Source organism: Bombiscardovia apis, assembly GCF_033095945.1.
GTDB classification, from domain to species: Bacteria; Actinomycetota; Actinomycetes; order Actinomycetales; family Bifidobacteriaceae; genus Bombiscardovia; species Bombiscardovia apis.
This window is the reverse complement of sequence record NZ_AP026800.1, coordinates 97,222-122,174: the sequence shown is the minus strand read 5'-3', so window position 1 is coordinate 122,174 and position 24,953 is coordinate 97,222. Positions and strand designations below refer to the sequence as shown.

Sequence of the window (24,953 nt, the reverse complement as noted above, 5' to 3'; positions counted from 1 at the left end):
CCACAAAAAGTAGTAGCACAACAGTACTCACACAATAAGGAGTAAACATGGCAGAAGTGATTATCGTTTCCAATGAAGACGAGGCCGGGCGCATTTACGCAGACTGCGCCGCCCAGCTCATCGCGGCTAAACCCAACTGCATACTGGGGTTGGCAACCGGCTCCAGCCCGCTAGCCGCATATAAAGCGCTGGCTGCGAAAGTAGAAGCTGACCATATCGATGTCTCGCAAGTGCGCGGCTTTGCCCTCGACGAGTACGCCGGATTGGACCCCAAGCACCCACAGTCTTACCGCTCCACCATCGACCGCACCGTCGTAGAACCGCTAGGGCTGAACCCAGAGCTGGTGCACGTGCCCAACGGCAACCTCGACACCATCGCTACGGCGGGCCGCGAATACGATGCCGCGATTGAGGCAGCTGGCGGAGTTGACATGCAGATTCTGGGCATTGGCACCGACGGACATATCGGATTCAACGAGCCCGGCTCCTCGCTGGCCTCGGGCACCCGCATTAAGACGCTGACTGAGCAGACCCGCGTCGACAACGCTCGCTTCTTCGACAACGACATCAACCAGGTGCCCACTCATTGCATTACGCAAGGTATTGGAACGATTCTGAAAGCTCGCCAACTAGTTCTGCTTGCTTTCGGCGCAGGCAAGGCCGAAGCGGTTGCCGCGACGGTTGAGGGCGGCATCTCCTCCTTCTGCCCGGCATCGGCCCTTCAGCTCCATCCACATGCGACGGTCATCGTTGACGAAGCAGCCGCCGCTCGCTTGCAGAACCGCGACTACTACAAGTGGGCATACGACAACAAGCCAGCTTGGCAGGGCATCTAAGCGCGAGCTTCACTCACACAACCTGTGCGCGCCCTCAATGTGGGCGCGCACATCGATGGGCGAACAAATAAGGACAGGGAGGCCGATATGGCAGCAGCGTTTGAAAAGCAGGCTTACGAGGTTGAAACGGCACTGCACGAGCCAGCCCGTTCATTCGTTATATACAATGCCCGCCGCATTGACGCGCGCGGAAGTGTAGACCAAGCTTGGGTCATAACCACCGGTACAACGATTACCGCTACTGGTCAGGGCAAAGAAGCCCTTGCCGCAACACTCAGGGGCTTAGGCTTGCCGGCCCTACCAACTCAGGCCCGCGAAGGTACCTCCACTCCCGGCGCACCTATTGCGCACGATTCCGACAGAACTCGCTACATCGACGCCCAAGGCCAGCTCTTAACGCCTGGCTTCATTGACATTCATGCTCACGGCTCTTGGCAGCACTCCTTCGACGACGGCCAAGAAGGTATTCGCGTGGCCCGCGCTGGGCACATGCTCCACGGCACGACCCGCCAAGTGTTGAGCCTTATCACCAATCCTCTCGACGTAATGAGCGCCAACCTACGAGAGGTTCGTAAGGCCACGCAGGCCCGGCCAGACGTGCTGGGCGCTCACTTAGAGGGGCCTTTTATTGCTTTATCTCGCAAGGGAGCCCACGACCCGCAATGCTTGCGCAACCCCGATTCTGCGGCTCTTGACCAGCTGCTTGAGGCTGCGGATGGTTGCATACGCCAGGTGACGGTTGCTCCCGAGCGAGAGCATGGAATGGAAGCAATTGAGCGATTGAGTGCCGCCTCAGTAGTACCCGCAGTAGGGCATTGCGACGCTGATTATGAGCAGACCTGCCAAGCTTTTGATGCTGGCGCTCACATATTGACACATATTTTCAACGCTATGAATGGGATACACCACCGGCATCCGGGACCCATTCCGGCTGCAATGGAGGATGCGCGCGTCACAGCCGAGCTCATCAACGACGGGTTCCACGTGCAAAACCCCGCTGTACGCTTGGCTTTCGAGCTCTTCCCCCACCGGATTGCCCTCATTACTGACGCTATGGAAGCCACGGGCTGCCCGGATGGGGCTTACAAGCTAGGTTCGCTCGATGTAAACGTTGAAGACGGGCATGCCCGATTGGTTTCCAACGGCGCTATCGCAGGCTCTACACTCACCCTTGACGTAGCCGTGCGCCGGGCTGTGCAAGCGATCGGCCTGAGCGAGCCCGCAGCCATCGAAGCAGCTACCGTCACCCCCGCCCGGTCCCTAGGCCTAGACCGCCCGAACCCTATCACCGGGGCTCCCCTAGGCCTCATATCCCCCACCTACGCCGCCGACTTACTGCTACTAGACCCCAGCACTTGGACCCCCGAAACGATCATCTGCGCCGGCCGCCAGATCCGCTAGCACTGCGCCCGAAGTATGTGCCAGCTATCTGACGGGATTGGCTCGACAGCAGATCTGAACTAGTGAATCTGGGTGGGTTGTTGGGATTGGGATAGGCGCATTTCTTGGGACATTTGCATGAGGCGGGCTATGCGGTCAGAGGTTGGGGGGTGCGTGGAGAAGAGCTTGCTGAAGCCTTGAACCGAGAAGGGATTAGCAATCATGAGCGCGGCGGCAGACTGGGTACCAGCGGTCTGAGGCATGGGATTGGCCTCGGCGCCCGAAGTAATCTTGGCTAGAGCACTGGCTAGCGCTTCCGGATCGCCTGTGAGCCTTGAACCATCTTCGTCAGCATCGTATTCGCGTGTGCGAGAAATTGCCATCTGGATGAGCGAAGCACCTATTGGCACCAAAATCGAGCTCGCTAAGACACCGATGAGACTTAGAATGCCGCTGTCTCTGTTGCGACTATCGTTGCCGCCACCAAAATACATGAGACCGTAACCCAAGTAAGTAATCACCGTCGCCATAGCGGAAGCAACCGCCGAAGTGAGAATGTCATGGTTGTAAACGTGCATGAGCTCGTGGCCGAGCACTCCGCGAATTTCGCGCGCATCGAGCATATTTAAGATGCCCTGGGTGCAGCACACGGCTGCGTGACGTTCGTTGCGGCCAGTTGCGAAAGCATTAGGCGAATTGGTGGGTGCTATATAAATCTTGGGCATGGGCTTACCTGCGCGGCTTGAGAGCTCACGCACAATCTGGTAGAGCTCCGGAGCCTGCTGCTCACTGACCGGCTGCGCACGCATAGAAGCAATCGCAATACGGTCGGAGAACCAATACGACAAGAAAGTAGTAATCAGTCCGATGGCTATGTAGATGCCGAAAGTGCCTGAGCGAGCGCCCGTGAGCCACCAAATCAGCATAATGACGGCCCACATCAACGCAAAGAGCAGCGTAGTCTTGAGACCGTTGAAGTGCCCATGTACCTTAAATTTCTCGTTCATAGGCAAAACTCTAGCCGCCAATCCTGATTTCTGCCCGCAGACGAGCCTTTGCTCCTCAAGCTAGCGGTCATCCGAACGATACGAAACCACAAAATCTTGCATTTTGCACCAAAACGGGAGTGAAGGAGTTTGCATTTTGCACATAAATAGTGTTTAAGGTTTACATTTTGACAACAAGCCTGCCGAAACGCTGAGAGCACAGGGTTTTGGCAGGCTTTAGCCGAGCGCCGGGCTAGCTGTGTGATAGGCGGCGGAGTTGGTCTGGGTCTACTACCTTGATGTGTTCGCGGCCTGCCTTGGCTCCCTCGGCACGCTCATAAGCGTCTACGCGCAGCCATCCAGCGAAGTCGATGGGCCGCACGCCTTTGGCCTCTAGCAGGCGGTCTGTGGAGTCCTCAGCGCGGTCTGGTGCCAAACGGCCGTGAGCATTGCTGGCTGCCAAGTCGGAAAGCATATTCGAGACGGTTTCCAACGCGTCGGACTTAGTGGAGCCGATCAGCCCTACTGGTCCGCGCTTAGCCCAACCGGTGGCATACAAGCGCGGCAGGGGCTCTCCGCCTTGGCTGGCCGGGGCCGAGCAGATGCGGCCGTGGTCGTTGGCCAGCGTGTATGCGCCAAAATCGTAGGGGATGTTGCTCACTTCGGCAGGCTTATAACCGATAGCGTGGTAGACGGCCTGCACCGGGTATTCGCTGTATTCGCCGGTCTCACTCATGCGGCCGCTGGCATCGACTCGCGTGTGCTCCACCCGAATTCCGCTCACCTTACCATCGGTGCCAAGGATGGCTGAGGGCATCTGGTAGAAGTGAATATAGTACTTGCGATCGGCGGGATTGCCCTCAAAGTCGGTGCCGCCCTGAGCTTCCATCTGCTCAGCCATGTCTCGAATCGTGTAAAGCTCGGCTAACATTTGCCGAGTGAGCTTGTCTTCGTTGGCCTGGGCAATCGTAGCTTCGTCGAGTTCAAAGTCGGCTTGGTCAATGATAATTTGCACACCTGGCAGCTTCTCCAGCTCACGCAGCTCTTGAACAGCAAACTTAGCTTGGGCCGGACCTCGGCGAATGAACATGTGCAGCTCCCGGGCGGGGTTGGCAGCGATGCCCTCGTACACGTTGTCAGGTACATCGGTAGGCAGAAGGTCATTAGCTTGACGCATCAGCAAGCGTGCCACGTCCATAGCTACGTTGCCGCCGCCGATAACTGCAACCTGGCGAGCCTCAAGCGGCCATTGCAAAGGGGCAGTTGGGTAGCCGTCGTACCACTCCACAAAATGAGCAGCGCCATACACTCCATCGAGCCCGTGGCCTTCTATCTCCAGCGGGCGATCGTCGGTCGCACCGGTAGCAAAGAGCACCACATCATAGCGCTCTTCCAGTTCCTCTAAGCTAATATCTTTCCCGAATTCCACATCCGCGTACAGGTGCAAATCTGGGTTAGAGAGCGTTTTTTCAAGGGCCCCGGCAATATATTTAATACTGGGATGGTCGGGCGCAACCCCGTAGCGAACCAGGCCAAAAGGCACGGGCAACTTCTCGAAAATATCTATGCGTGCGTCCGTGCCCAGCCCCAGCTCTTCGCCCTGCTCGGCCAGCTGCCGGAGCAAAATATCAGAGGCATATACTCCTGCAGGCCCCGCCCCGATAACGGCCACCTTGAGACGGCTTTGCGCTTGGCTTTCGTTCACATTCATAGATTCACTCATACCTACCAGCCTATCGCAATACCTGCCTCGCCAAAACCCTCAGTTGACCGTTTAGTCGCGGTTAAGGAGGGCGGTTAGGGCCCAGAGGATGGAGATTACGTCGATGGCTTCTTGCGCGAAGGCACCTACAACTACTGGGATGAGGTTGAAGGCAGCGGCAATCATACCGACAGTAGCTAGGCTCAGGCCGAGCACTACAGATTGGAGCATGACGCGCTTAGTGCGGCGGGCGATGGCAATGGCGTGAGGAACGCTGGCAATGTCGTCGTTCATAATCACCGCTTGGGCCGATTCCGAAGCGGCAGTAGTAGTACCGTCGGTAATGGCCATGCCTACGTCTGCAGCGGCGAGCACGGGAGCATCGTTTACGCCGTCGCCTACCATCATGGTCACTGACTTTGTGATGGATTCTCCAACGAACTTAGAAATCCACTGATCCCACTTAGGTTGCTTATTAGGGTTGAGTTTGGAGGACTGCTTGATAATGTTTGCCTTGTCTTCGGGAAAAAGTTCGGCATGCACATCTTGGATGCCTACTTGCTCGGCGATAATGCTCGCTGAGTCCATCTTGTCTCCAGTGAGCATGGAAAGGCGGTCTATGCCCATCTCCCGCAACTTCTGCACTGTTTGAGTGGCATCATCTCGGGGGACATCTTTCATGACGATTCGCGCGGCTAGGCGGCCGTCGATAGACACGTACGCGGCCATTTCGTCGGGCGCCAACTGAACGAATGGGTTGGAGAGCTGCTTGTCTTTGCTGCTGCCTTCGAGAACATAGTCCAGGCGTCCGACGCGCACTCGTTGTCCATTGACGCTGCCTCGCACACCCTGACCGGAATCCTCGGAAACTCCCTCAGCGCGGAAACCAATAGGCCCACTTAGTGTGGACAGACTTGAGTTTTCTGACTTGTCGGCGGATGCCTCTTGCAACTGCTGTTGAGCTTGGTTACCAGCTGCTGAGATACCGTTGGAGAGAATGTGGACTGAGTAAGATTCCACCGCTCCGGCCATTGCTAAAATCTGCTGCTCGCTCAAATCTAGCCCACCCTGCTCGGAATCTTCTGGCTTGTCTACGTGAGTCACGCGAGGGCGTTTGACCGTGAGAGTGCCTGTTTTATCGAAGAAGATATGTGATACACGTCCCAAGTTTTCAATAACGTCTTGAGTTTTAATCAGAATTCCGGCCTTAGCCAAGCGTCCTGAGCCTGCCATGTAAGCGACAGGGGCTGCGATGAGCAGGGGGCAGGGAGTAGCAAGTACAAGCACTTGGGCAAAGCGGGTCGGTACACCTGAGATAATCCATGCAACGCCAGCAATGATGAAGGCTAGTACAGTGAAGGGTACTGCGAGCAAGTCGGCAGTGCGTACTACTGCAGCCCTAGAGCTTTGGGCTGAGCGTACCAACTCCAAGATGCGCTGATATTGCGAGTCGCGCGAAATCTGTGTGGCTTCCATAAGGAAAGTGTCGGAACCGTTGACCGAACCCGACATCAGCCGGGCGGAGGTGAATACCTGCCGGGGCACTGGTTCTCCGTTGATGTTAGAGAGGTCTAGGGTGGCTGAGGGCGAGATAAGCTCGCCGTCTACTGGCACGGTTTCGCCCGGTTTTACAACTAATACGTCACCCAACTGGACTTGGTCGACGGTGTCTGTGGACCAGCTGGCACCTTGGAGATTACCACCATTGTTAGCCAGCCGGGAGGCACTGCCTCGAGCACCTGCCACTATGTGAGCTGTTTGCGGAGCAGCTGAGACGAGGGCCGTAAGGTTGGAAGAGGCTCTGGACTGGGCGTATTCCTCAATAGCGGCACCAGAGTAAACCATGAGCACCACGGCCCAGGCGGCCCAGTATTCTTTCACAGCAAGGGTGGAGAGAATGGCCACGACAGCCAAGATGTCGACTCCCACATGGCCTTGGCGCACGTCGTCTATCATGCCGCGCAAGGTGTCTACTAGGGTGACAGCCACTAGGATAGTGGCAATCCAGCGGGCAATGGGCTGGTGTGAACTCCAGAGCAATCCCATAGCTAGACCACACAGGATGGTAATGAGCAGTAGGGGCACTCGCTTGGCGAAGGCTAGTACTTCTTTCACGCTTCCTCCTCAACATGCTAAAAGTTCCATCTTACTCCTATTTGCGCATTTGCGAAATGCTCTTAGGTCTAAGCATAGAAGGTCTCTACGAACGCAAAAATGAAGAGAGCCGAACAGTTTTAACTGTTCGGCTCTCTTCAGCTCATACATGGAGTTATTTAGCCGCGTGTGCCGGTCGGGAGTATTCATTCCGAGAATTACTCCGGTAGGTGTAGACGAGTCCAGCAAACATAATGCTTACGCCAGCTACCAGCATCCACATAATACCTCGGCCACCGGTTAAGGGCAGAGCACCCACAATTGCAGGATCCTTCTGGTCCTTACGCCAGTTCACCAGCGCGAGCCTAATTTCCTCGCCTTTAGCGTTTTTGAAGGGGTTCGTGCCGTTCGTAGGAATGTTGGGAGTCTTATAATCCTTGAAATTAAGGCCGCTGACATCACCGGCAATTCCTTGACCGGCTGCTTCCAATTCACTCCGGGTCTTTCCAGCGTAGGAAATGAAACTAATCGTCTCGAAGGAATCCGACGGTCCCTCGTAGGTCAGTTTCTCGGGATTGTTGACAGGATCTACCGGCTGACCTGGGTCATAATTCGGATTGTCATACACTGGCCGAGTGTACTCGAGAATACCAAATTGAAGCTTATCAATATTCTGGGCAGTATTCGCATACACGGCATTGGTAGAGGAATCAATTATTGGTAAGCCAATAAAAGTGACTACGCCGTCCTTGTTGGAACGAGCTTCCAAAGCATGAACGCCGCCAGTACCTGAGGGCTTGATATCTGAGTCCACGTGATACTGGCCGTCATCGCATAAGAACTGGTTTTTAGTGCCTGTCTTGGTAATGCGGAACACTGCTCCGGATACACCCGCCAGAGTTGTGTTGCCATCGACCTTGTTGCTCTTGGCGAATTGGAAACCCGGTGTGGGCAGAGCTACATTGAAGCGCACAGGAGCCTTGGAGTAGTTATCGATATTATCGGAAGCTACGGTATTGGTTAAGTATCCTGCGGGATCTGCTTCTCCGGAATTAACGTGAGCACTTTTAACGCCAGTAGTTGACTGGTCCAAAAGCTGAGTGTTATAGGTTATAGTCAAGAAAATATCCGTGTAGGTATGTCCAGGTTGGTAGCGACCAGCCAGAGTTCCTATGCTTTCAGCTATTGAATAGTTTCTAAAGGTGTATACCTTGCCCCAGCTAGTAAAGTCGTGGTTGGTATCTGCAGTATCTCCGGAAGCGGGCAGCAAATCGCCTGTTGCGCTACCGTATGTGTTACGGCCAAGGTTGCCCTCAAGGGTATCAACGGTATAGCTGCCAGCGGGATTACTCGCTCTGTCATCCAAATCTTGACTAGCAGGCTGACCATTATCTGTCCAGTTGAGTTTTACCTTGACGCCCGTCTGGCCGTCTTGAGCCATGGGCTGCCTATCAGCAATCTTTAAAACATCAACGTTGGCGGCAGCTCCACGAATTTCGCCCAAATCTAATTTGCCATCGCCGTTCAAACTGCTGCCTAGATTGCCGTCATACAGTTTCTGAGTAATCTCCCAAGTTATCTTGTCTCCAATTTGAGCAACTTTACCTGGTCGAGTTACGCTCCCATCAAAGTTAGTGACCTTAACAACTTTTTTACTGAGCTTAGACTCAAGCACATTCTTGGGGTATACGTGCAGGTTGTAGACGAAGCCATCTTCAGTGGTCGGAGTGCCCACCACATTGCCCGCGCCATCCTTAGTGGTCTTTGTGTTGGTTGCTCGGTAAGGAATGTCGAAGATAGACTTCTCGGCTATCGAGTAGTTGATATCAGTTTCAGAATTATCATGACCCAAGTAAGGATTGCCTGTTGTGAGCTCTTCTAGAAGGTAATAGTAAGCAACACCAGCGCCGTTATCTTTGGGGAAGTTAGGCACAGCAGCACCGCCAGCGGTGACATTCTGCCAGAAACCAATGCCCGTACCAGTACCGTTTTTAATAGTACCCGTGGCATCAGTGGTACCGCGGTAAACCGGAGACACCCTGTTGAAGGTAGTAGCTTCCTCATTGGGCTTCATGCCACCAGCAGTTACACCAGGTTTGGGCTCGACCCTAGTGAGCTGGAAAGGAACGCCAACGCCGGGCTCTCCCGAAGGTGCAGAGTTCTTGTCTTTATCAGCACCGGTAGCTTTAACGCCGCCCTGCTTGGTAAGCAGCTTGGTTACAGTCAGCTTGCCGTTTTGGGTAGCACTGGTACCAGCAATGAACTGGTCGACCGTGTCGTAGGTGTAAGTAATGGTGTCTGCGTGGGCAGCCGGCAAGACGGCCAGAACCATAATGGTCGCAAGAACCAAGCTCAGGAGCCCTACTACTTTGGCTCTACTCTTCTGCCAAAGCTGTTGTGAATGCTCGTGCATAACACACCCTTCTTACCAATACCTCGTACACTTCCAACTCCCCGGTCGGAAGTTTCCCCAACGCTTTCTCAGGGCCACCACTAGAATCCCCTGCAACCCTGCGCAGCTGGCAGGGCACACTAGTGCCGACACTCTATTGATTACTTTAGCAGGCCTCGACCATAGTTCCAAATACCAAAGATGTAAGTTCGCGACGCTTACACACACCAACTAAACAAATGCTTGCACCGTTTCGATAGGTGCGTTATTTGCTCGAACGCCGATGCCGCACCTGTTGCATCCGCGGAGTATGTATGTGCTTCATCCCATAGGACGCAACCATAAGAAGCAATCCCGCTATCAAGAAGATGGCTACGCCCCGGCCACCAGTGAGCGGTATGGCATTCACCGTGCCAACTGGCTGTATCTCGCCCTTTTCCGGGGCCCAGTTGATTACTCCCAGCGTAATGGAATTTCCGTCTGTATCTTTATGCGGCGAGGGATTGGCAATATTAGCGGCGAATCGACCAAAGGAGAAGCTGCCCTGCTGGGTCAAACCCGACTTATTAATGGTCTTACTCACCTGCAGTTTGCTCAACTTTTCGCCAGCAAAAGCACTAAAATCTACCATGCCAAAAGGAACAGTAGGGCCCTCATACTGGGTAGAGCCGACCAGAGGCGGGTGCGATTCAACTAGCTCAAACCTTAAGCGATTATTGGCAGCAGAGGCCACTGCTGGAGCACCGGAATCGAAGAGCGGCAGGCCCACGAAAGTTACGACACCATCGGTATTTGAAACGGCCTCAATAATTTGGATGCCTGCGCCAGCCGCCTCGCTCTCCTTATAAAATTTGCCGTCAGCGCACAAATAATTATCAGGATTACCGGGCTCCGTCAGTCGGAATTTGGCACCGGGCAGACCAGTGGAACCGCTCAAATCCGTGACTACAAACTGGAATCCTGCTGATAACAAGCGAGACTGGGCAGTGAAATCTTGCCCCAAGAAGGAACCGCTCGGAAGGTCGCGAAAATTGGTGTGAGCCTCATTGACCAGTCTGCCTTGCGCACTGGCTGCATTACTGCTCGCTGTGGTAAGTTGAGCGCTCAATTGAAGCCGGAGCCGCACATTCGATACCTGACTGGATGCGGGATGATGGTTGAGCGTATCGATTACATCGTCTGTCGCGCTTAAGGAGCATGATACAGAAGTGATGCCAGACGAAGTTGTGCTGCCGCAGGAGACACCGGATCGGGCTGGCGGGCCAGTCAAAAGCATGGACTGAGGTATACCGTCTTGATCCCAGAGCAATTCGAGCGAGGGGCCGGAGCTCAGGCTCAACACTGAGGGAAGCTGGTCAGCGAAGGTGAAGTAGGGGTTGGTGCTGTCTCCAGATGCACGGAGGTTTGCAATCTCGGCGAGGTCAAGCTTGCTGTCGGCGGGGATTGGAGTGGGATCGACGTAAAGCTTTTGTTCGATGGCGTAGGTGATGATATCGCCAACTTTGACCACCTGCGGGGCATCCGCATTGCCATTAATGGACACTGCGCGCTTAGTCAAATCGCCCTTGCTATCAGCGGCAACGTTTTTTAGGAAAATACTGACCTTATAGACAAGACCGTTGACCGTTTTGTCATTACTATCTTTGTAAGACGCTCGGTGAGGCAAGTCGAAAATGCTGGGCTCAGATCGCTCATAACTGGCTTGACCGGTAGAACCCGGGGCCGCGTAGGGAGAATCAGTCTCAGTAAGCAAATAGTAGTGCTCGCCATCGGGAAAAGCGCCGACCGCCGTAGTGGGATTACCAACCGAATCGGTGCGTTTCCAGATGCCGTACGCCGCATCAGAGCCGCAGGTAATCTGCCCCACATTGTTAGTAACGCCCTTATAAACTATGGGAACGCCGGCGGCATCTTTGACCAGCTCGTAAGTGCTGGGCGTGCCCGGTTTCATAGTGTCAGGCTGGGCCGAACCCGCGGGCTTTACCTCTTGCAGAGTGAAGCTCACACCCACGCCTAGAGGCTCGGAAGTTTGTATGTCTTTGCGAGAGCCGGTCGCGGCCTTGCCGGGGTGAGTTGTAAGCAGTTTAGTGATGGTGAGTGTGACTGCGGGTTTGGGGCCTGTTGAGCCGTCTGCCACGAAGTCGTCGGAATTATCGTAGGGATTGGTGGCAAAAGCCACGCAAGGAGCAATCAAAGTGGACAGAGCCAACAAGATTGCGAATAGCAGTGCAGCTGCGCGGCAGACCTCGCGGGGCAGCCCGGCACTGCGACCACGGCGACTCGACTTCCCAACAGTAGACCAGATGCTCATCCCCAAACCATCCCTTTCCATGCCCATGACAGCAGCATCACTAGCGCAAGGACCCCATACTCACGCCTATGGCAACACTAGCATTCGCCGATAGCACAGCGGGTAAGAGCGCCAAGCCTTCACCACTCGTTCGCCGCTATGTATGGGCTAGATAGTGTTGAGCATTCACCAATACAAGCGATATATAGGAAGAAAGCGAGGCGACGCCCAACGCAAACGCTAGTAATTTCGTCTGTCGTGGACGTAAAAGGGGCGGTGCGCGAGCTATTACGCCCATGCACCGCCCCTTTTGATTCACCAGCTGACCAGCCGAACTAGCAAGTGCTAGCGCCGGAAGCTGTGATTATCACTGGCCGAAGAAGTAATCGAACGGGTCGAAGAAGCCATCGCCGTCGTTACCATTATTATTACCATTGCCGTTGGAGTCACCATTCGAATCGCCGTCGGAATTACCGTCGGACTTCTTCTTACTGCGGCCATTCGGATCGGACTTCGGAGTAGCGGTCACTGCCTGCTCTTCTTGGTCCATCGTGACGTTCAAATCCAGAGCCTTGCCATCGCGAACCACCGTAATCTTAGCATTCGAGCCAAACTGGGCAGCGCGTACGAAGCCTAGCAGCGAGTAGTTGTTGCTGACTGCCTGATCGTTGAAAGCTACGATAGTGTCGTTGGCCTTAATACCGGCCTTGTCTGCCGGGCCGCCGGAATTTACCTTGACTACCTTGGCACCACCGCGAGTGACACCGTCTGCCTCAGCATTGCCGGACTGAATCGTGATGCCTAGGGCCACGTGCTTGACCTTGCCATCCTTGATGATTTCGTCGCCGATACGCTTAACCAAATTGGAGGGAATGGCGAAACCGATACCGATAGAGCCTGCCTGAGCCTTGCTGTTGGTGGTGGAAGCAATCGAGGAATTGATGCCTACGACCTGACCAGCAGCGTTAAAGGTGGGGCCGCCCGAATTGCCTTGGTTAATGGCGGCGTCAAGCTGGATGGCGTTGGTTACCACTGGGTTGCTGCCGGACTCGTCCATAACCGAAACGGGGCGGTTCAGAGCGGAGATGATGCCAGTAGTAGCTGTGTTTTCGTAGCCCAGCGGGTTGCCAATAGCCATAACGCCTTCGCCGACTGCCAACTTGTCGGAATCAGCAAATTCAACTGGCTTGAGGTCTTTGGCGGAATCTTCGAGCTTAATCACTGCCAAATCGGCGGTCGAATCAGCGCCTACAACGGTGGCCGTATATAGCTGACCGTTGGAGAGGGTGACCTGAATCTTTTCAGCGCCGGAAACCACGTGGTTGTTGGTGATGACATGGCCTTGGTTGTCGACGATAGCACCGGAACCTGCGCCCACACCATCTTTGACCTGCACCTGGATTGAGACCACGGATTCCGATACCTTCTTAGCCACGGCCTGCCAATCGGGAGCTTGGCCCGCCTCAACCTTGGCCGAGCCAGAGCCGGAATTATTGGAATTAACCGAACTCAGCGACGAGGAAGAGGGAACCGTAATCCAACCGTTCGAAATAGCTGCCCAACCGAGACCGAGCATAAGCGCTGCGGAAAGCACAGCGGCAATGACTGCGGTCCAAACAGTGCGAGACTGCTGGTTGCTGACGCCCTGAGCAGGGTAGGGCTGACCAGGCTGAGGCTGCTGACCAGGCTGACCGCCGGCCGGAGGGAAAGAACCGGGAATGCCGGGGCCACCTGCCGGAGCTGGCTGCTGAGGCTGGCCGGGCTGATTTTGCTGACCCTGCGGGCGCGAAAATACGCCAAAAAGCGGGGATTGACGGCTCGCGTTATTGCCCTGCTCGCTGGAATTGTCGCTTGCGGGAGCGCCGAAGATGAAGCCGCCGCCATTGCCATTGCCGTTTGCGCTGCCTTGCCCGTCTACTGGCTGAATGGGCTGCGTAGGCTGCTCGCCCTGGGCAGGGTTTCCATTATTCATCTGCGTAGTTGGCGCATAAGCTCCGAAGAGGGGGGCCGGCTGGTAGGGGGCATGCGAATCAGCGGGCGTGGGAGTTGAGCTCGCGGGCAAAGTTGCTGCCGATTCAGGCGAATCTGCGGAAGTAGTGGGTGCCATGTGTGCACTCTCACCACCTTGCTCGCTGGAATTGATATCGCCGTTCACATTGCTTGCGCCAGTTTGCTCGCCGACAGTGCCGGAGGGCTGCGAGTGCAGCGAATGCTCCGAATCGTGGCTGTCTTCGTGGCCCGACTCCTGCTGCGATGCATTGTTGGAATCGCCGCTCGCCTGATTGGGCTGCCAAGGCTGCTGGCCTCCCTGCCCGTTCCAGGGGTTAATGTTCTTATCGTCCGCCATTACTGCTCCTTCACGCTTTGCACGCGTCTCGCCGCCGCGCCTCAACTCGCACATCACCGAGTCACTGCGATGATTATACGTGCCAACGGCCGCGCTTCACGCCACCTTTGCTATGTGTATACAGTAAAAACAAGTATTCTGAAAGTTTTCTGAACGTTATCTGGAACTCACCATGAACTTTGCCGCATATTTGCATAAATTCACTGCCAGCGCAGGCCAAAACGCCACTGCTACCGGGCTTTCGCTAGAGTTGTGAATTATGAGTACAAGTAGCGAAACTTTAGCTGGCAACCCCGGCACATTCAGCTTTGAGAACACAAATCGTCTCTCCTCAACTGCCGAAGGGCTGGGCAGAGACGGGGCGCGGTACGGGCGAACCGGCATTATTCACACGCCACACGGCGATATTCGCACGCCCGCCTTCATTCCCGTGGCTACCCAAGCCGCCATGAAGGCAGTCTTGCCTGAGCAGATGCGCGACTTAGGAGCTCAAGCGCTGCTTTCCAACGCCTTCCACCTCTTTGAGCGGCCGGGCGAGGAAGTGCTCGACGAAGCAGGCGGCTTAGGAAAGTTTATGGGCTGGGATGGGCCTACTTTCACCGATTCGGGCGGATTCCAAGTGCTCTCGCTCGGTGCCGGTTTCAAAAAGACGCTCGCTATGGACGTGACCGGCATGAAGTCAGACGATGTGATTGCTGAAGGTAAGGAACGCTTAGCTTTTGTAGACGAAGACGGAGTGACCTTTAAGTCGCCGCTCAACGGCAATGAGCACCGCTTTTCGGCTGAGATTTCGATGGGCATTCAGCACAAGATCGGCGCAGATATTATGTTTGCCTTCGACGAGCTGACTACGCTGATGAACACACGCGGCTACCAAGAGCGCTCGGTGGAACGCACCTTCCGCTGGGCCAAGCGGTGCGTGGCAGAACACCAGCGGCTTACTGCCGAGCGGGCAGGCAAGCCCTACCAGGCGCTCTACGGAGTGGTACAGGGGGCCAATTATGAGGACCTACGGCGGCGGGCTGCTGGGCAAATCGCCTCGCTTGACTTTGATGGCGTGGGCATCGGCGGCGCTATTGAGAAGCGACTGCTAGGGCAGACCTGCGCTTGGATATGCGACGAAATGCCTGAATCCCGGCCCCGGCATGTACTCGGCATTGCGGCCGTCGACGACATTTTTGCTGGCGTAGAAAACGGAGGTGATACCTTCGACTGCGTCTCCCCTGCTCGCTGCGGGCGCAACGGGGCCGTGTTTACACGAGACGGACGATGGAACATTAAGCGCACCCAGTTTAGGCACGATTACACTCCCATCGAGGCGGACTGCAGCTGCTACGCCTGCCAGCACTACTCGCGCGCTTACATCTGCCATCTGCTTCACGCCCACGAATTCAACGGTTTCACGCTGGCCACGATTCACAACGAGCACTTCTTCGTGCGCCTCCTCGACGAAATCCGCGCCTCAATCGACGGCGGTTACTTCGACGAGTACAAGCGCGAAACCCTAGCTCGCTTCTATGCCAATGGATCCAGGGGCTAATAAGACAAATGGCTGAAAACTCGCAACCCAATTAGAACGGTGCGAGTTTTTGGCCGTCTCAGCGGAAAAGTGGCCGAAAGTTCGCGGCAAAAATCTGAAATCGCGAACATTCGGCCATTTTTGATGAAAAAATGGCACATTTTTGCGCGGCGGGCTGGGCAAACGCGAACATTCGGCCACTGAGCTCAGCGAACGACACGGCCGGGCGCGACAAAAGTTGCAGCGGGCGCGAAAACAGAGTAAAATGGCTGATTGCTTGCGAACGTGGCGGAATGGTAGACGCGCTGTCTTCAGGTGGCAGTGAGCTTATGCTCGTGAGGGTTCAACTCCCTCCGTTCGCACTCTTTTCTTTAGAGCTCTTTGCGTTTAAACCACATGTGCACTCTCGGGTGAGTTCTATAACGTACAAGCGTTGCTAACACTCCTTTCAAAACGACTATACAGCAGCGCAATTTCGTCATATACCCATATATTTTAAGTTATATTCCATAACAATGAGCTGATTCCCAGCACAGCCCTCACTCGCAAACCAACAGTTGCCCGTCGCAAAGAACGAGTTCGGTAGCACGAAGGCCCTCTAGGGTGGAGAACCAGCAGGCCTTGTGTTGATATGAAGGGCCGAAGCCCTAAGATTTGTGCCCTATTTTAGAGTAGAGCGTTGATGATGTCGGTTACTTCGCTAGGTTTGGCGTTGGCAGGCCTTCGTTGTCGGAAACTACTTGCGTTTGCATAGCCCCTACTGCGCATGCACGATCCATGGCCCCTGCGAACGAAGCGCTCTCCAGCAAGGCAGACAGCAGTCCGGCAGCAAAGCCATCGCCCGCGCCCACGGTGTCGACGATGGTGGAAACTACGAAAGCGGGCACATATACTGAGCGCTTGCCGTCGGTAGCATAAGCGCCGCGCGGACCGTCTTTTACCACCACGTATCGGGCACCGTTGTCGATAAAGGCCTTGCCAATCTCTTCGACGCTCGACACGGAGAAGAGCTCCTCCCCTTCGCCAATGCCTGGCAGCACCAAATCTGCCTGGGAGCTCAAATCTCTGAGCGTGGAACGCATGGTTTCTGCGTTCTCCCACAGGGCTGGGCGCAAATTGGGGTCGAAGGAGAGGAAAACGTGCTCGCGGCGGGCATGTGCCATAAGCGCTTGCGTGGCTGCTGCGGCCGAAGCTGAAAGCGCTGGCAGAATGCCCGTAATATGCACAATCGCGGTGCCCGATAAGTCTAGGCCTTCCACATCTTGCGGGTTGATTGCCGAGGCTGCGGAACCTGAGCGCCAGTAGGCAGTGGCTGGGTCTCCCTTGGTCACTTTCGACTTGAGCATGAAGCCGGTTGAGTGATGAGGGTCCACGGTGAGAGCGGAATCGTCTATACCGTGCTGCTGCAAGAAGTGGTGAATCTTGATACCGAATGGGTCTTGGCCCACATGCGCCACATATTGTGCTTGGTGGCCTAACCGAGTCAGTCCTACAACCACGTTGAGCTCAGCGCCGGCTATGGATGCGGAGAATTCGTTGACATCTTGCAAGCTGCCGGTGCACTCGGCCGTGAAGAGTGCCATCGGCTCCCCCACGAGTAGCACAGAGCCTTGCCGGGGGCACCCCTGAAACTCTTGCGGCGCAAAATCTTGGCCTTGGACCTCGGAAATTCCTTTAGCGACATCTTCGTCTGTGGCTTCATCGCCGTTATAGTGCGCAGGCATGCGTAGACCCCTCCTCTCGAGCATTGAGCGAGACTATATAAGTTCAGACTACGAACTATTGCTCGTTGAGGCACAAAACTTGCACTTTGTTGCAGCGCAAGCGAGAGAAGGGGTCTGCGTGGTTTAGAGCTGGGCTAGGGAGCTATATCGATGCGGCTAGCCAGCGGCGTTGATACCGAAGAAGAAAGCGATGTGGGAATCGAACCAAGAATAGCCCAAATCGAAGGTGGGCAGGAAGCCGATGCGCATCATGAGACCAAAAGAGGCCCAGGCAAAGAAGACAGCCAAAACGGCGAGGAACCACCAGAGTATGGTTAAGCGACGCTCGCGAGCTCGCAGGGCTTTCATGTCGTTGGGGTTCTTCCTGCTCCAGGCCGGCGTGTGGCGGGCCTTAGGGACGCGAGCATCACCGCGACGATGACCTCCAGCCATTGGTTGAGAAGGGTCTTGCTGACCGGCTGCCGGATCTGCACCTGCCGCTGGTGAAGAATGGCGCGAAGCAGAGTGCAGAGGAGTTGACGACATAGAAGTTTGGGCCTCCGGGGAAGAAACTGGATAAGACTGGGCATTTGACACCGGCTGCTCTACTGGCACCGGTTGATTGGAAGCGATTGGCTGCGCTTCATTGGTGGGCATATAGGCTTGGTAGCCGGGTGCGAATTGAGATTGCGGCTGGGCCTGAGGCTGCTGAGGCTGCTGAGATTGCTGAGGCTGCTGAGATTGCTGCCCCATTGCATCGGGCTGAGCCTGGAATTGAGGCTGAGCCTGGAATTGTTGGTAGGAAGCCGGCTGCGCAACAGGGGCAGGCTGTTGAACTTGGGCAGGAAACTGGGTTGGGAACTGCGGTGTCGATGTAAAAGCGGCTGAATCTTGCTGCGGTGCGGCGTAGGGCGAAACCGGACTGGGCTGGGCCATCGAAGACTGGGCTGAGCCGGTCGTTTCCCAAGAAGCAGACATTCTATCGTTGTAAGCTCCGGATACTCCTTCACTGGGCAGAGTGCTCGGAGTGGAGCTCGAAGTAAAACTCGGAGTAAGGCTCGGAGCCATCGGAGAACTCGGGGCAATGGGAGAAGAAAATGCCGGCGTAGTTACCGCTGCGGGAGTGCGCACACCGTCGTCGTGCAAGACGAGTTGGGGCACCTGCAAGGCAGCATTGCTCAAAGCTCCGACCGCAGGACCGACCCCTAAGCGAGCCGCACTATAAACACTTGAATCGCTCTTCGCAAAAGCGGCAGCAGCAGCGGCAGCAGCCTTCCCAAAATCTTGAGCGTCCTGCTGGACGCCTGCGCTAGTTGGTTCTCCAAACGAACTATCCGAAACCATGCCTACACCCCTTGAAACCCCTCGTATTCGTCGCGGGCGCATTTGCCCGCTCAGGCTGTTACCACCCTACTATAGCTGACTGGCAGCAGAGAACCCAGTAAGTTCCCTGCTGCCAGTCGCCTAAGGCTTACGAATTCGGATGTGCATCGTCTGAATCCAAGCCAGACCTAGCTAGAGCCGCTAGGGGTGCCGAGCCCTTAGCGTCACCGCCTCCGGCATCTCCTGGCGGAGCTCCGGTCGCCGGGTCTACGTAAGCAGTTGCACGGCCAGAACCTGGGCCCTGGGTGGGCAGCGGCCAGTCGCCACGGCCAGGATCTAGACCGTAAGAACGGCGGATTTGCGCTATGGCGATTCGGCACTTACGCCGCTTCAGCGTCACCACATGCATGAGCATGGCATCGATAAGCAGAGCCAGAAGAAAAATCCAGAGCACCCACTTAGGCGCACCGGGCGGCTGCGTTGCCGGAATATCTTCGCCGATAAAATGCCCGCGCACAATCAAACGGTGAGAATTGATACCGTAAGGAGTACATGTAAGCAAAGTCACATAATTACGGCCCTCGACCGGCTGCAGGTTGCGCACGTCGTTGGGCATGATGGTCTTAATCTGATCAATCTCGTAACTCATGCGGTGATCAAGCACACGAATCTGAAAAATATCACCCTTTTTCATCTGGGTCAGATTGTCGAAGAAGATGTGGCCCACAGCGCCCGTATGACCCGTAATCACACCGTGCAGGGTGGGATTGTCTGTCGGAATATGCGTTGTGGCAATGTGGCCAGTGCCCTTCAAAAGCGTGTCGTCGTTGGTGCCGTGGTAGACCGGCTGCTTCACAGAAATCTTGGGGATTTCAACGTAGGCCATCATGCCTTTGCCGTCTACGTCTAAGGTCTTGTTGTATCGCTCCACAGGGGACTTAATTTTGTGGTATTTGAAGGGGTCTCGAAGGGTTGGCTTACCGAGCTCAACGTCGTACTTTTTTGCGTCTTGCCACATGGCCGCTTTTTGCGCCTCGGTCAGATTCGACACAATGGAATCGTATGTGTCAATCGCCTTGGAAGCTGCCTGATAGTTGAGATAAGCCGCCGTGAGCGGGTAGAGGAAGATGCCTAAGCCAATGAGGAAGATGAGTACGTCTACAAGCGTGCGCCACTTCACAGAGCGGCCGGCATGCCCGGGCTTGTTGCCCTTTGCCCGCGATGGCTTCCCCGAGGACTTGGGGGTTGCTTGCTCAAGCTTAGCCGACTTACCGCCAATTTTGAAGCGGGAGCCGACCTTGCTAGGACTCTTACTCATGGCGCTCCTTGGCCCTGGTCTTGCCCCGGCGCGCGCGCGTCCGAGCAGTGCTGCTAACTTGCTGCTTTCGCAACCACACGTAAGCGGCCCCCACCACACACGCAGCTAGCGGAATAATAGTTACCGCCAACATAGACGGCGAACGAGTCTGCTGAAGTTCAGGTTTATCAGTAGTAACCGAAACCAGCTCGCCCGACACCAAGAGACGATGGTCATTGACCCCCTTGGGCGTGCAAGTCAGCAAGGTCACGATGGTTTTGTCTTTCTGCGGGCGCAGAACATCGACCTGATCGGGCCTAACCACCTCTATGCCGAATACCTTGTAATTATACGTGGTATTAAGCATACGTACTGAAAATTCGTCGCCTTTATGTACCTTATCCAAGTCGTCAAAAACGTGCAAATTATCAAGGCCCGTGTGGCCGAACAGTACCGAGCGGGTGCCTTTGACCTGCGAAGGCAGTGCCGTGTTGGGCAGGTAGCCCACGCCTCGTGTGAGCGAAGCGTTGACGTCTCCGTAGTAGATTGGCCCCGAGAAGTCGGCCTTGGGCACGCTCAAGTAACCCACCATGTCTGGGCTCACGCGCTTCAAAATTTCGGTGTAATCAGTTGTTTTGACCGATTCGCTGGCCTTAGCGTCCGCGGGCTCACTGGCGAAGGGGTCGAGAGCCCCGCCTGAACGCATGTGCTCGTCATATTCGGTAATATCGGCTAGGGTTTTTTTGACCGTGCTTTCGCTCAGTTTGCTCACAGCTTCATCGTAATCGTTGGCAGAACGCACAGATTCGTGACTATTGTGATTTTGGGCCACCAGGCTACCGCTAAAGAGCACATAGCCTAAGGTAAACATACACACTAGGATGACCGCAATGAGCACGGACCAATCCATTTTCGTAGCCGGCCCGCCGCGATGGCTGCCTGCCTTGCGCTTCGTTTTGTTCTTAGCTTGAGCAGTTTGCCTTACTGCCGCATGCGCTTCCTGATGTGCTGCCACTGTGGGCGCGCTCGATACCGCAGGCGTGACGGCGGGTGTTGATGCACCAGTTGCTGTTGGCTCACTGCCTGCGGGCGAGGAGTAAGCTGACGGGAAAGCGGTCGGTTCCGAAATAGGGCTGCTTTGGATGGGCTGACTGGCTGGGGCAACTGCACTGGCTGCGCCAGTTACATCGTAGGTTTTACCAGCGTTTTTGCGCGACCTTGCAGAAGTCTTTTTATGCTTGCGCTCGGCTGAATCGCGAGTTATGCCCTTCTTTTTCCGGCCACTAGCAGCGTGTTTCTTACCAACTTTATTGTTCTCGTCTTGCGCTGCAGGCGCGGAATGCTTGGGTTTGCTGGGCTTAGACTGACCCGGGGTTTGCGGGTTCTGAGGCTGCGCTTGATGGCTGGGGCTGGATGCCTTGGGCTCGTTGAGGGCATGCTTGGGCTCACTTACGCCGTCAGAAGCATGTCTAGCCATTGCACCACCTTACGTTGATATCTGCCTTGTAGCACTCACATTTCCTTGGAATAACCGCGCCCCGAGCGCTCTACAGCACAGTTAAGCATAGTTTCCTGTTAGTACACCACGCGCGTAGCGTAACTTACGCTCAATTCTCACCTTGGGCGCTCGAAATGCTGCCAATATGGTGAGTGCCCCTCACTTCGTCTGCCAGAACGGACAGCTTTATGAGCGTACTAGGCGGGCAATGGCTTCAGAGGCTTCCTGCATTTTTTCGTCGGCTTCATCTCCGCCCTTGGCAGCAGCTTGGCGCACGCAATGGTTCATGTGGTCATCCAAGATGTTGAGAGCCACCGATTTGAGAGCGCTTGACGAAGCTGCAATCTGCGTGAGCACGTCTATACAATAGGTATCATTCTCCACCATTTTCTCAATTGCACGCACCTGCCCTTCAATCCGGCGCAGACGTGTAATGACGCGCTTTTTGTCTTCCACATACCCTGTCATAAAGCCTCCCGACTGCTCTTGCATACATCTTACTGAGAATCGCTCTTGCCAAGTATACCCCCCGGGGGTATATTGAGTATGCAGATTCCTTCAGAAGGGGGCATATCATGGCCAACGCAGTAGTCGTCATCCTCGCGATTGCAGTCACAGCAGCCATTGCTTGGTACTTTTTTACGCCCCAACAGGCAGCTCAAGCCAGCAACGAAAACGGCGTGCAGACCGCCCATATCAGCGTGAAAGGTGGCTACTCTCCACAGCTAGTGGAGGTGGAAGCCGGGCGGCCAGTTCGCTTAATATTTGACCGCCAGGAAGACGGAGAATGCTCCTCGCACGTAGTATTTTCCGACCTAGGCATCGACCGCATGCTGCCAGCTTTCGCCGCAACCACGCTCGACCTAACCCTGCCAAAGCCTGGCGATTACCCCTTCGCCTGCGGCATGAATATGCTCCACGGGATGCTGCGAGCACTGCCAGCACAAGGCCAGGGCGCAAGCGAAAATCCAGCTGTCGAGTCACACGAGGTCACGAGCCCCTACAATAGCCAAGCCCGTATTGAGAATCCAGCCCCACTAACGCTTTCTGCCGATGATGCCGAGAGCGAAGAGAATGAGCGAGACAAGGAGATTCGATCCTTGACCCGTCGCTTTATCGTGGCCTTAGTCTTTACGCTGCCGGTCTTTACCGCTGCAATGTTTGGCATGTTTATCCACATGCCCGCTTGGCTCATGAGCCCTTGGACGCAGCTAGTTTTGACACTGCCGGTGATGTTCTACTCGGGCTGGCCCATTCACCGCGTGGGCTGGCTGGCGCTCATACACCGCGCGCCGGAGATGAACTCGCTCGTAACCCTGGGTACCGCAACCGCTTTCCTCTATTCGCTCGTCGTAACGGTAGCGCCCGGTCTGCTGCCTATTTCGGCCCGCAATCCTTACTATGAAGCTGTGGGCACGATTATTACTTTGATGCTGCTGGGGCAGATTTTCGAGGCTCGGGCCCGGCGCGGTACTGGCGATGCGATTCGCTCACTCATTGGGCTCCAACCCAAGACCGCTTCCGTAGTACGGGGTGGAGGCAGCGAGCCTGAGCGCGTGGAAGAAGTGCCAGTAGAAGCTGTGGCGGTCGGCGACACCGTCTTGGTTCACCCTGGCGAGCAGCTTCCGGTAGATGGAACTGTCATTTCTGGCTCTTCTTCGGTCGACGAATCTATGGTGACCGGCGAGGCCATGCCCGTGCTCAAAGAGGCTGGCAGCACGGTGGTTGGGGCCACCATAAACGGCACCGGATCCTTGCGATATACGGCCACGCAAGTGGGGCAAGACACCGTTTTGGCGCAGATTATTCGCCTGGTCAAGAGCGCCCAGTCCTCCAAGGCACCCATCCAAAAGCTGGCCGATAAGATCGCGTCCGTTTTTGTGCCCGCAGTTATGCTGATTGCTATTTGGACCTTCGTAGTTTGGTGGCTCCTAGGGCCGGCACCCAAGGGCGTAAATGGTATTGTGGCAGCGGTTTCCGTATTGGTGATTGCCTGCCCTTGCGCACTTGGTTTGGCCACACCACTTTCGGTCACCATCGGCACCGGGCGGGGCGCGCGCTTAGGGGTGCTCTACAGTTCAGCCGACGCTCTGCAAAAGGCGTCATCAATTGACACCATTGTGCTCGACAAGACCGGCACTATTACTGTAGGCAAGCCTGAATTGGCAGATGTACTCGCCGCTCCCGGCTTTACTTCCAAGCAGGTCTTGGCTTGGGCCGCCGCTGCCGAGGGCGATTCGGAGCATCCCCTGGCCCGGGCTATCGTAAGCGCTGCGCATACTCAAGGGCTAGCTTTGACTCAGGTCAGCGGTTTTTCATCGATCACCGGGGCTGGTGTGGAAGCGCATCTATTTACGAGTACTGGCGAAAATGCGAACCAAACACACGAGCACGATGGCACGCAAACCGCAGTATTAGTAGGCAACCGAGCCTTGTTAGCAGGGCGGGGCATTGAACTCGATTCCCACGAACCCGCTGTAAGCAGTGCCGAAAACTGGGCCGCGCAGGGCAGAACTACCGTGTATGTGGCGGCAGACGGGCGCTTAGCCGGAGTACTGGCTATCGCAGACCAAGTCAAACCCAGCTCAGCGAAGGCCATCCAATCCCTAAAGAAACGCGGTATCGCTACTCTCATGCTCACAGGCGACAATGAAGGTACGGCAGAAGCCGTCGGTACGCAAGTGGGAGTGGAGCAAGTGGTCGCTCAAGTACGCCCGGAAAATAAGGCACAGATAGTGAAAGCCCTGCAAATGCAAGGGCGCACGGTTGCGATGGTTGGAGACGGCATTAACGATGCTCCTGCGCTGGCCCAAGCAGATGTAGGTTTCGCTATCGGCACTGGCACCGACGTGGCCATCGAATCGGCAGACCTGACGCTTGTTTCCGGTGATTTGCTGGGCGCAGTGACCGCCATCGACCTCTCTGCCGCCGCCATGCGCAATATTCGTCAGAACCTCTGGTTTGCCTTTGGATACAACGGTTTGGGCATCCCTATCGCCGCCGGAATTCTCTACCCCTTCATCGGACTCCTCTTGAACCCGATGATTGCCGGGGCTGCGATGGCTTTCTCCTCACTCTCAGTGGTGCTCAACGCCAACCGCCTGCGAGTGAGCCAGCTGCAAGCCCAACCGGTTAAGCACCCAAAGCCGCTAAACTCGGAAGAGGTAAAGGCCCTAATTCCAAGCCCAACACCGGCAGCAGCGCAGGCCTCAGCTCAGGCACCGGCCACAGCCGCGAGCGCCACTCAACCTGTAAGCAACAGCAATCAACCGAAAGGAAACTCAACCATGGAAGCAAATACCGAGATTGCAAAGGTCATTGACCCAGTCTGCAACATGAGCATCGACCCCAACACGGCCGCCGCCACCCGCGAATACCAAGGCAAAACCTACTACTTCTGCAACCCAGGCTGCGCCGAAACCTTCGACTCCAACCCCGAAGCAGTCCTCAACAAGTAAACACCGCCTGAGAAGCCGCGCCCGCACCAGCCCGCGCGGCTTCGCCATATCTCAAGCCGAGACAATCTCCGATGCCAATTATCAGCAGTTAAAATCGGCCAAGCGAGGATTATTGGTTATCCACGCCG

15 protein-coding genes and 1 tRNA gene are annotated in these 24,953 nt (G+C 55.6%); 5 read left to right on the top strand and 11 right to left on the bottom strand.

What is annotated here, in order from left to right; translation table 11 throughout:
- Positions 1 to 47 precede the first annotated feature (47 nt).
- Together nagB and nagA are read left to right on the top strand one after the other, a co-directional pair.
- On the top strand, positions 48 to 836 hold the full coding sequence (nagB, locus tag R8377_RS00430) for a glucosamine-6-phosphate deaminase (RefSeq protein WP_317643006.1): 789 nt from the start codon (positions 48 to 50) through the stop codon (positions 834 to 836).
- Between the two features lie 87 nt (positions 837 to 923).
- Positions 924 to 2,237, top strand: coding sequence for an N-acetylglucosamine-6-phosphate deacetylase (nagA, locus tag R8377_RS00425; RefSeq protein WP_317643005.1), 1,314 nt, complete (start codon positions 924 to 926; stop codon positions 2,235 to 2,237).
- 59 nt (positions 2,238 to 2,296) lie between these two features.
- On the opposite strand, the gene htpX is transcribed toward nagA, so the two are convergent.
- The 6 genes from htpX to R8377_RS00395 all read right to left on the bottom strand — a co-directional run bounded on the left by htpX (position 2,297) and on the right by R8377_RS00395 (position 14,027).
- Positions 2,297 to 3,223, bottom strand: coding sequence for a zinc metalloprotease HtpX (gene htpX / locus R8377_RS00420; RefSeq protein WP_317643004.1), 927 nt, complete (start codon positions 3,221 to 3,223; stop codon positions 2,297 to 2,299).
- A gap of 232 nt (positions 3,224 to 3,455) precedes the next feature.
- Positions 3,456 to 4,925, bottom strand: a complete 1,470-nt coding sequence (locus tag R8377_RS00415; RefSeq protein WP_317643003.1) for an FAD-dependent oxidoreductase — start codon at positions 4,923 to 4,925, stop codon at positions 3,456 to 3,458.
- A 51-nt stretch (positions 4,926 to 4,976) separates the two neighbouring features.
- The gene (locus tag R8377_RS00410; protein ID WP_317643002.1) at positions 4,977 to 7,019 is read right to left on the bottom strand and encodes a heavy metal translocating P-type ATPase; all 2,043 of its coding nucleotides are present in this window, start codon (positions 7,017 to 7,019) and stop codon (positions 4,977 to 4,979) included.
- Positions 7,020 to 7,173: 154 nt separating this feature from the next.
- The gene (locus tag R8377_RS00405; protein WP_317643001.1) at positions 7,174 to 9,411 is read right to left on the bottom strand and encodes an isopeptide-forming domain-containing protein; all 2,238 of its coding nucleotides are present in this window, start codon (positions 9,409 to 9,411) and stop codon (positions 7,174 to 7,176) included.
- A 244-nt stretch (positions 9,412 to 9,655) separates the two neighbouring features.
- The gene (locus R8377_RS00400; protein ID WP_317643000.1) at positions 9,656 to 11,701 is read right to left on the bottom strand and encodes an isopeptide-forming domain-containing protein; all 2,046 of its coding nucleotides are present in this window, start codon (positions 11,699 to 11,701) and stop codon (positions 9,656 to 9,658) included.
- A gap of 346 nt (positions 11,702 to 12,047) precedes the next feature.
- Positions 12,048 to 14,027, bottom strand: a complete 1,980-nt coding sequence (locus R8377_RS00395; protein WP_317642999.1) for a S1C family serine protease — start codon at positions 14,025 to 14,027, stop codon at positions 12,048 to 12,050.
- 259 nt (positions 14,028 to 14,286) lie between these two features.
- Here R8377_RS00395 and tgt point away from each other — a divergent pair, with 259 nt between their 5' ends.
- Together tgt and R8377_RS00385 are read left to right on the top strand one after the other, a co-directional pair.
- A complete protein-coding gene (gene tgt / locus R8377_RS00390; RefSeq protein ID WP_317642998.1) occupies positions 14,287 to 15,567 on the top strand; it encodes a tRNA guanosine(34) transglycosylase Tgt in 1,281 nt (426 codons plus the stop codon).
- 258 nt (positions 15,568 to 15,825) lie between these two features.
- Positions 15,826 to 15,908, top strand: a tRNA-Leu gene (locus tag R8377_RS00385).
- A gap of 330 nt (positions 15,909 to 16,238) precedes the next feature.
- On the opposite strand, the gene R8377_RS00380 is transcribed toward R8377_RS00385, so the two are convergent.
- The 5 genes from R8377_RS00380 to R8377_RS00360 all read right to left on the bottom strand — a co-directional run bounded on the left by R8377_RS00380 (position 16,239) and on the right by R8377_RS00360 (position 21,835).
- Positions 16,239 to 17,270, bottom strand: a complete 1,032-nt coding sequence (locus tag R8377_RS00380; RefSeq protein ID WP_317642997.1) for a sugar kinase — start codon at positions 17,268 to 17,270, stop codon at positions 16,239 to 16,241.
- A gap of 156 nt (positions 17,271 to 17,426) precedes the next feature.
- Complete coding sequence (locus R8377_RS00375) at positions 17,427 to 18,593, bottom strand: hypothetical protein (protein WP_317642996.1); 1,167 nt, start codon at positions 18,591 to 18,593, stop codon at positions 17,427 to 17,429.
- Between the two features lie 127 nt (positions 18,594 to 18,720).
- Positions 18,721 to 19,890, bottom strand: a complete 1,170-nt coding sequence (locus R8377_RS00370) for a class C sortase (protein WP_317642995.1) — start codon at positions 19,888 to 19,890, stop codon at positions 18,721 to 18,723.
- Complete coding sequence (locus tag R8377_RS00365; protein WP_317642994.1) at positions 19,883 to 21,346, bottom strand: class C sortase; 1,464 nt, start codon at positions 21,344 to 21,346, stop codon at positions 19,883 to 19,885. The genes R8377_RS00370 and R8377_RS00365 overlap by 8 nt, the downstream gene beginning before the upstream one ends.
- Before the next feature lie 207 nt (positions 21,347 to 21,553).
- Complete coding sequence (locus R8377_RS00360) at positions 21,554 to 21,835, bottom strand: metal-sensitive transcriptional regulator (RefSeq protein ID WP_317642993.1); 282 nt, start codon at positions 21,833 to 21,835, stop codon at positions 21,554 to 21,556.
- A gap of 107 nt (positions 21,836 to 21,942) precedes the next feature.
- Here R8377_RS00360 and R8377_RS00355 point away from each other — a divergent pair, with 107 nt between their 5' ends.
- A complete protein-coding gene (locus tag R8377_RS00355; RefSeq protein ID WP_317642992.1) occupies positions 21,943 to 24,825 on the top strand; it encodes a heavy metal translocating P-type ATPase in 2,883 nt (960 codons plus the stop codon).
- Positions 24,826 to 24,953: the final 128 nt, after the last annotated feature.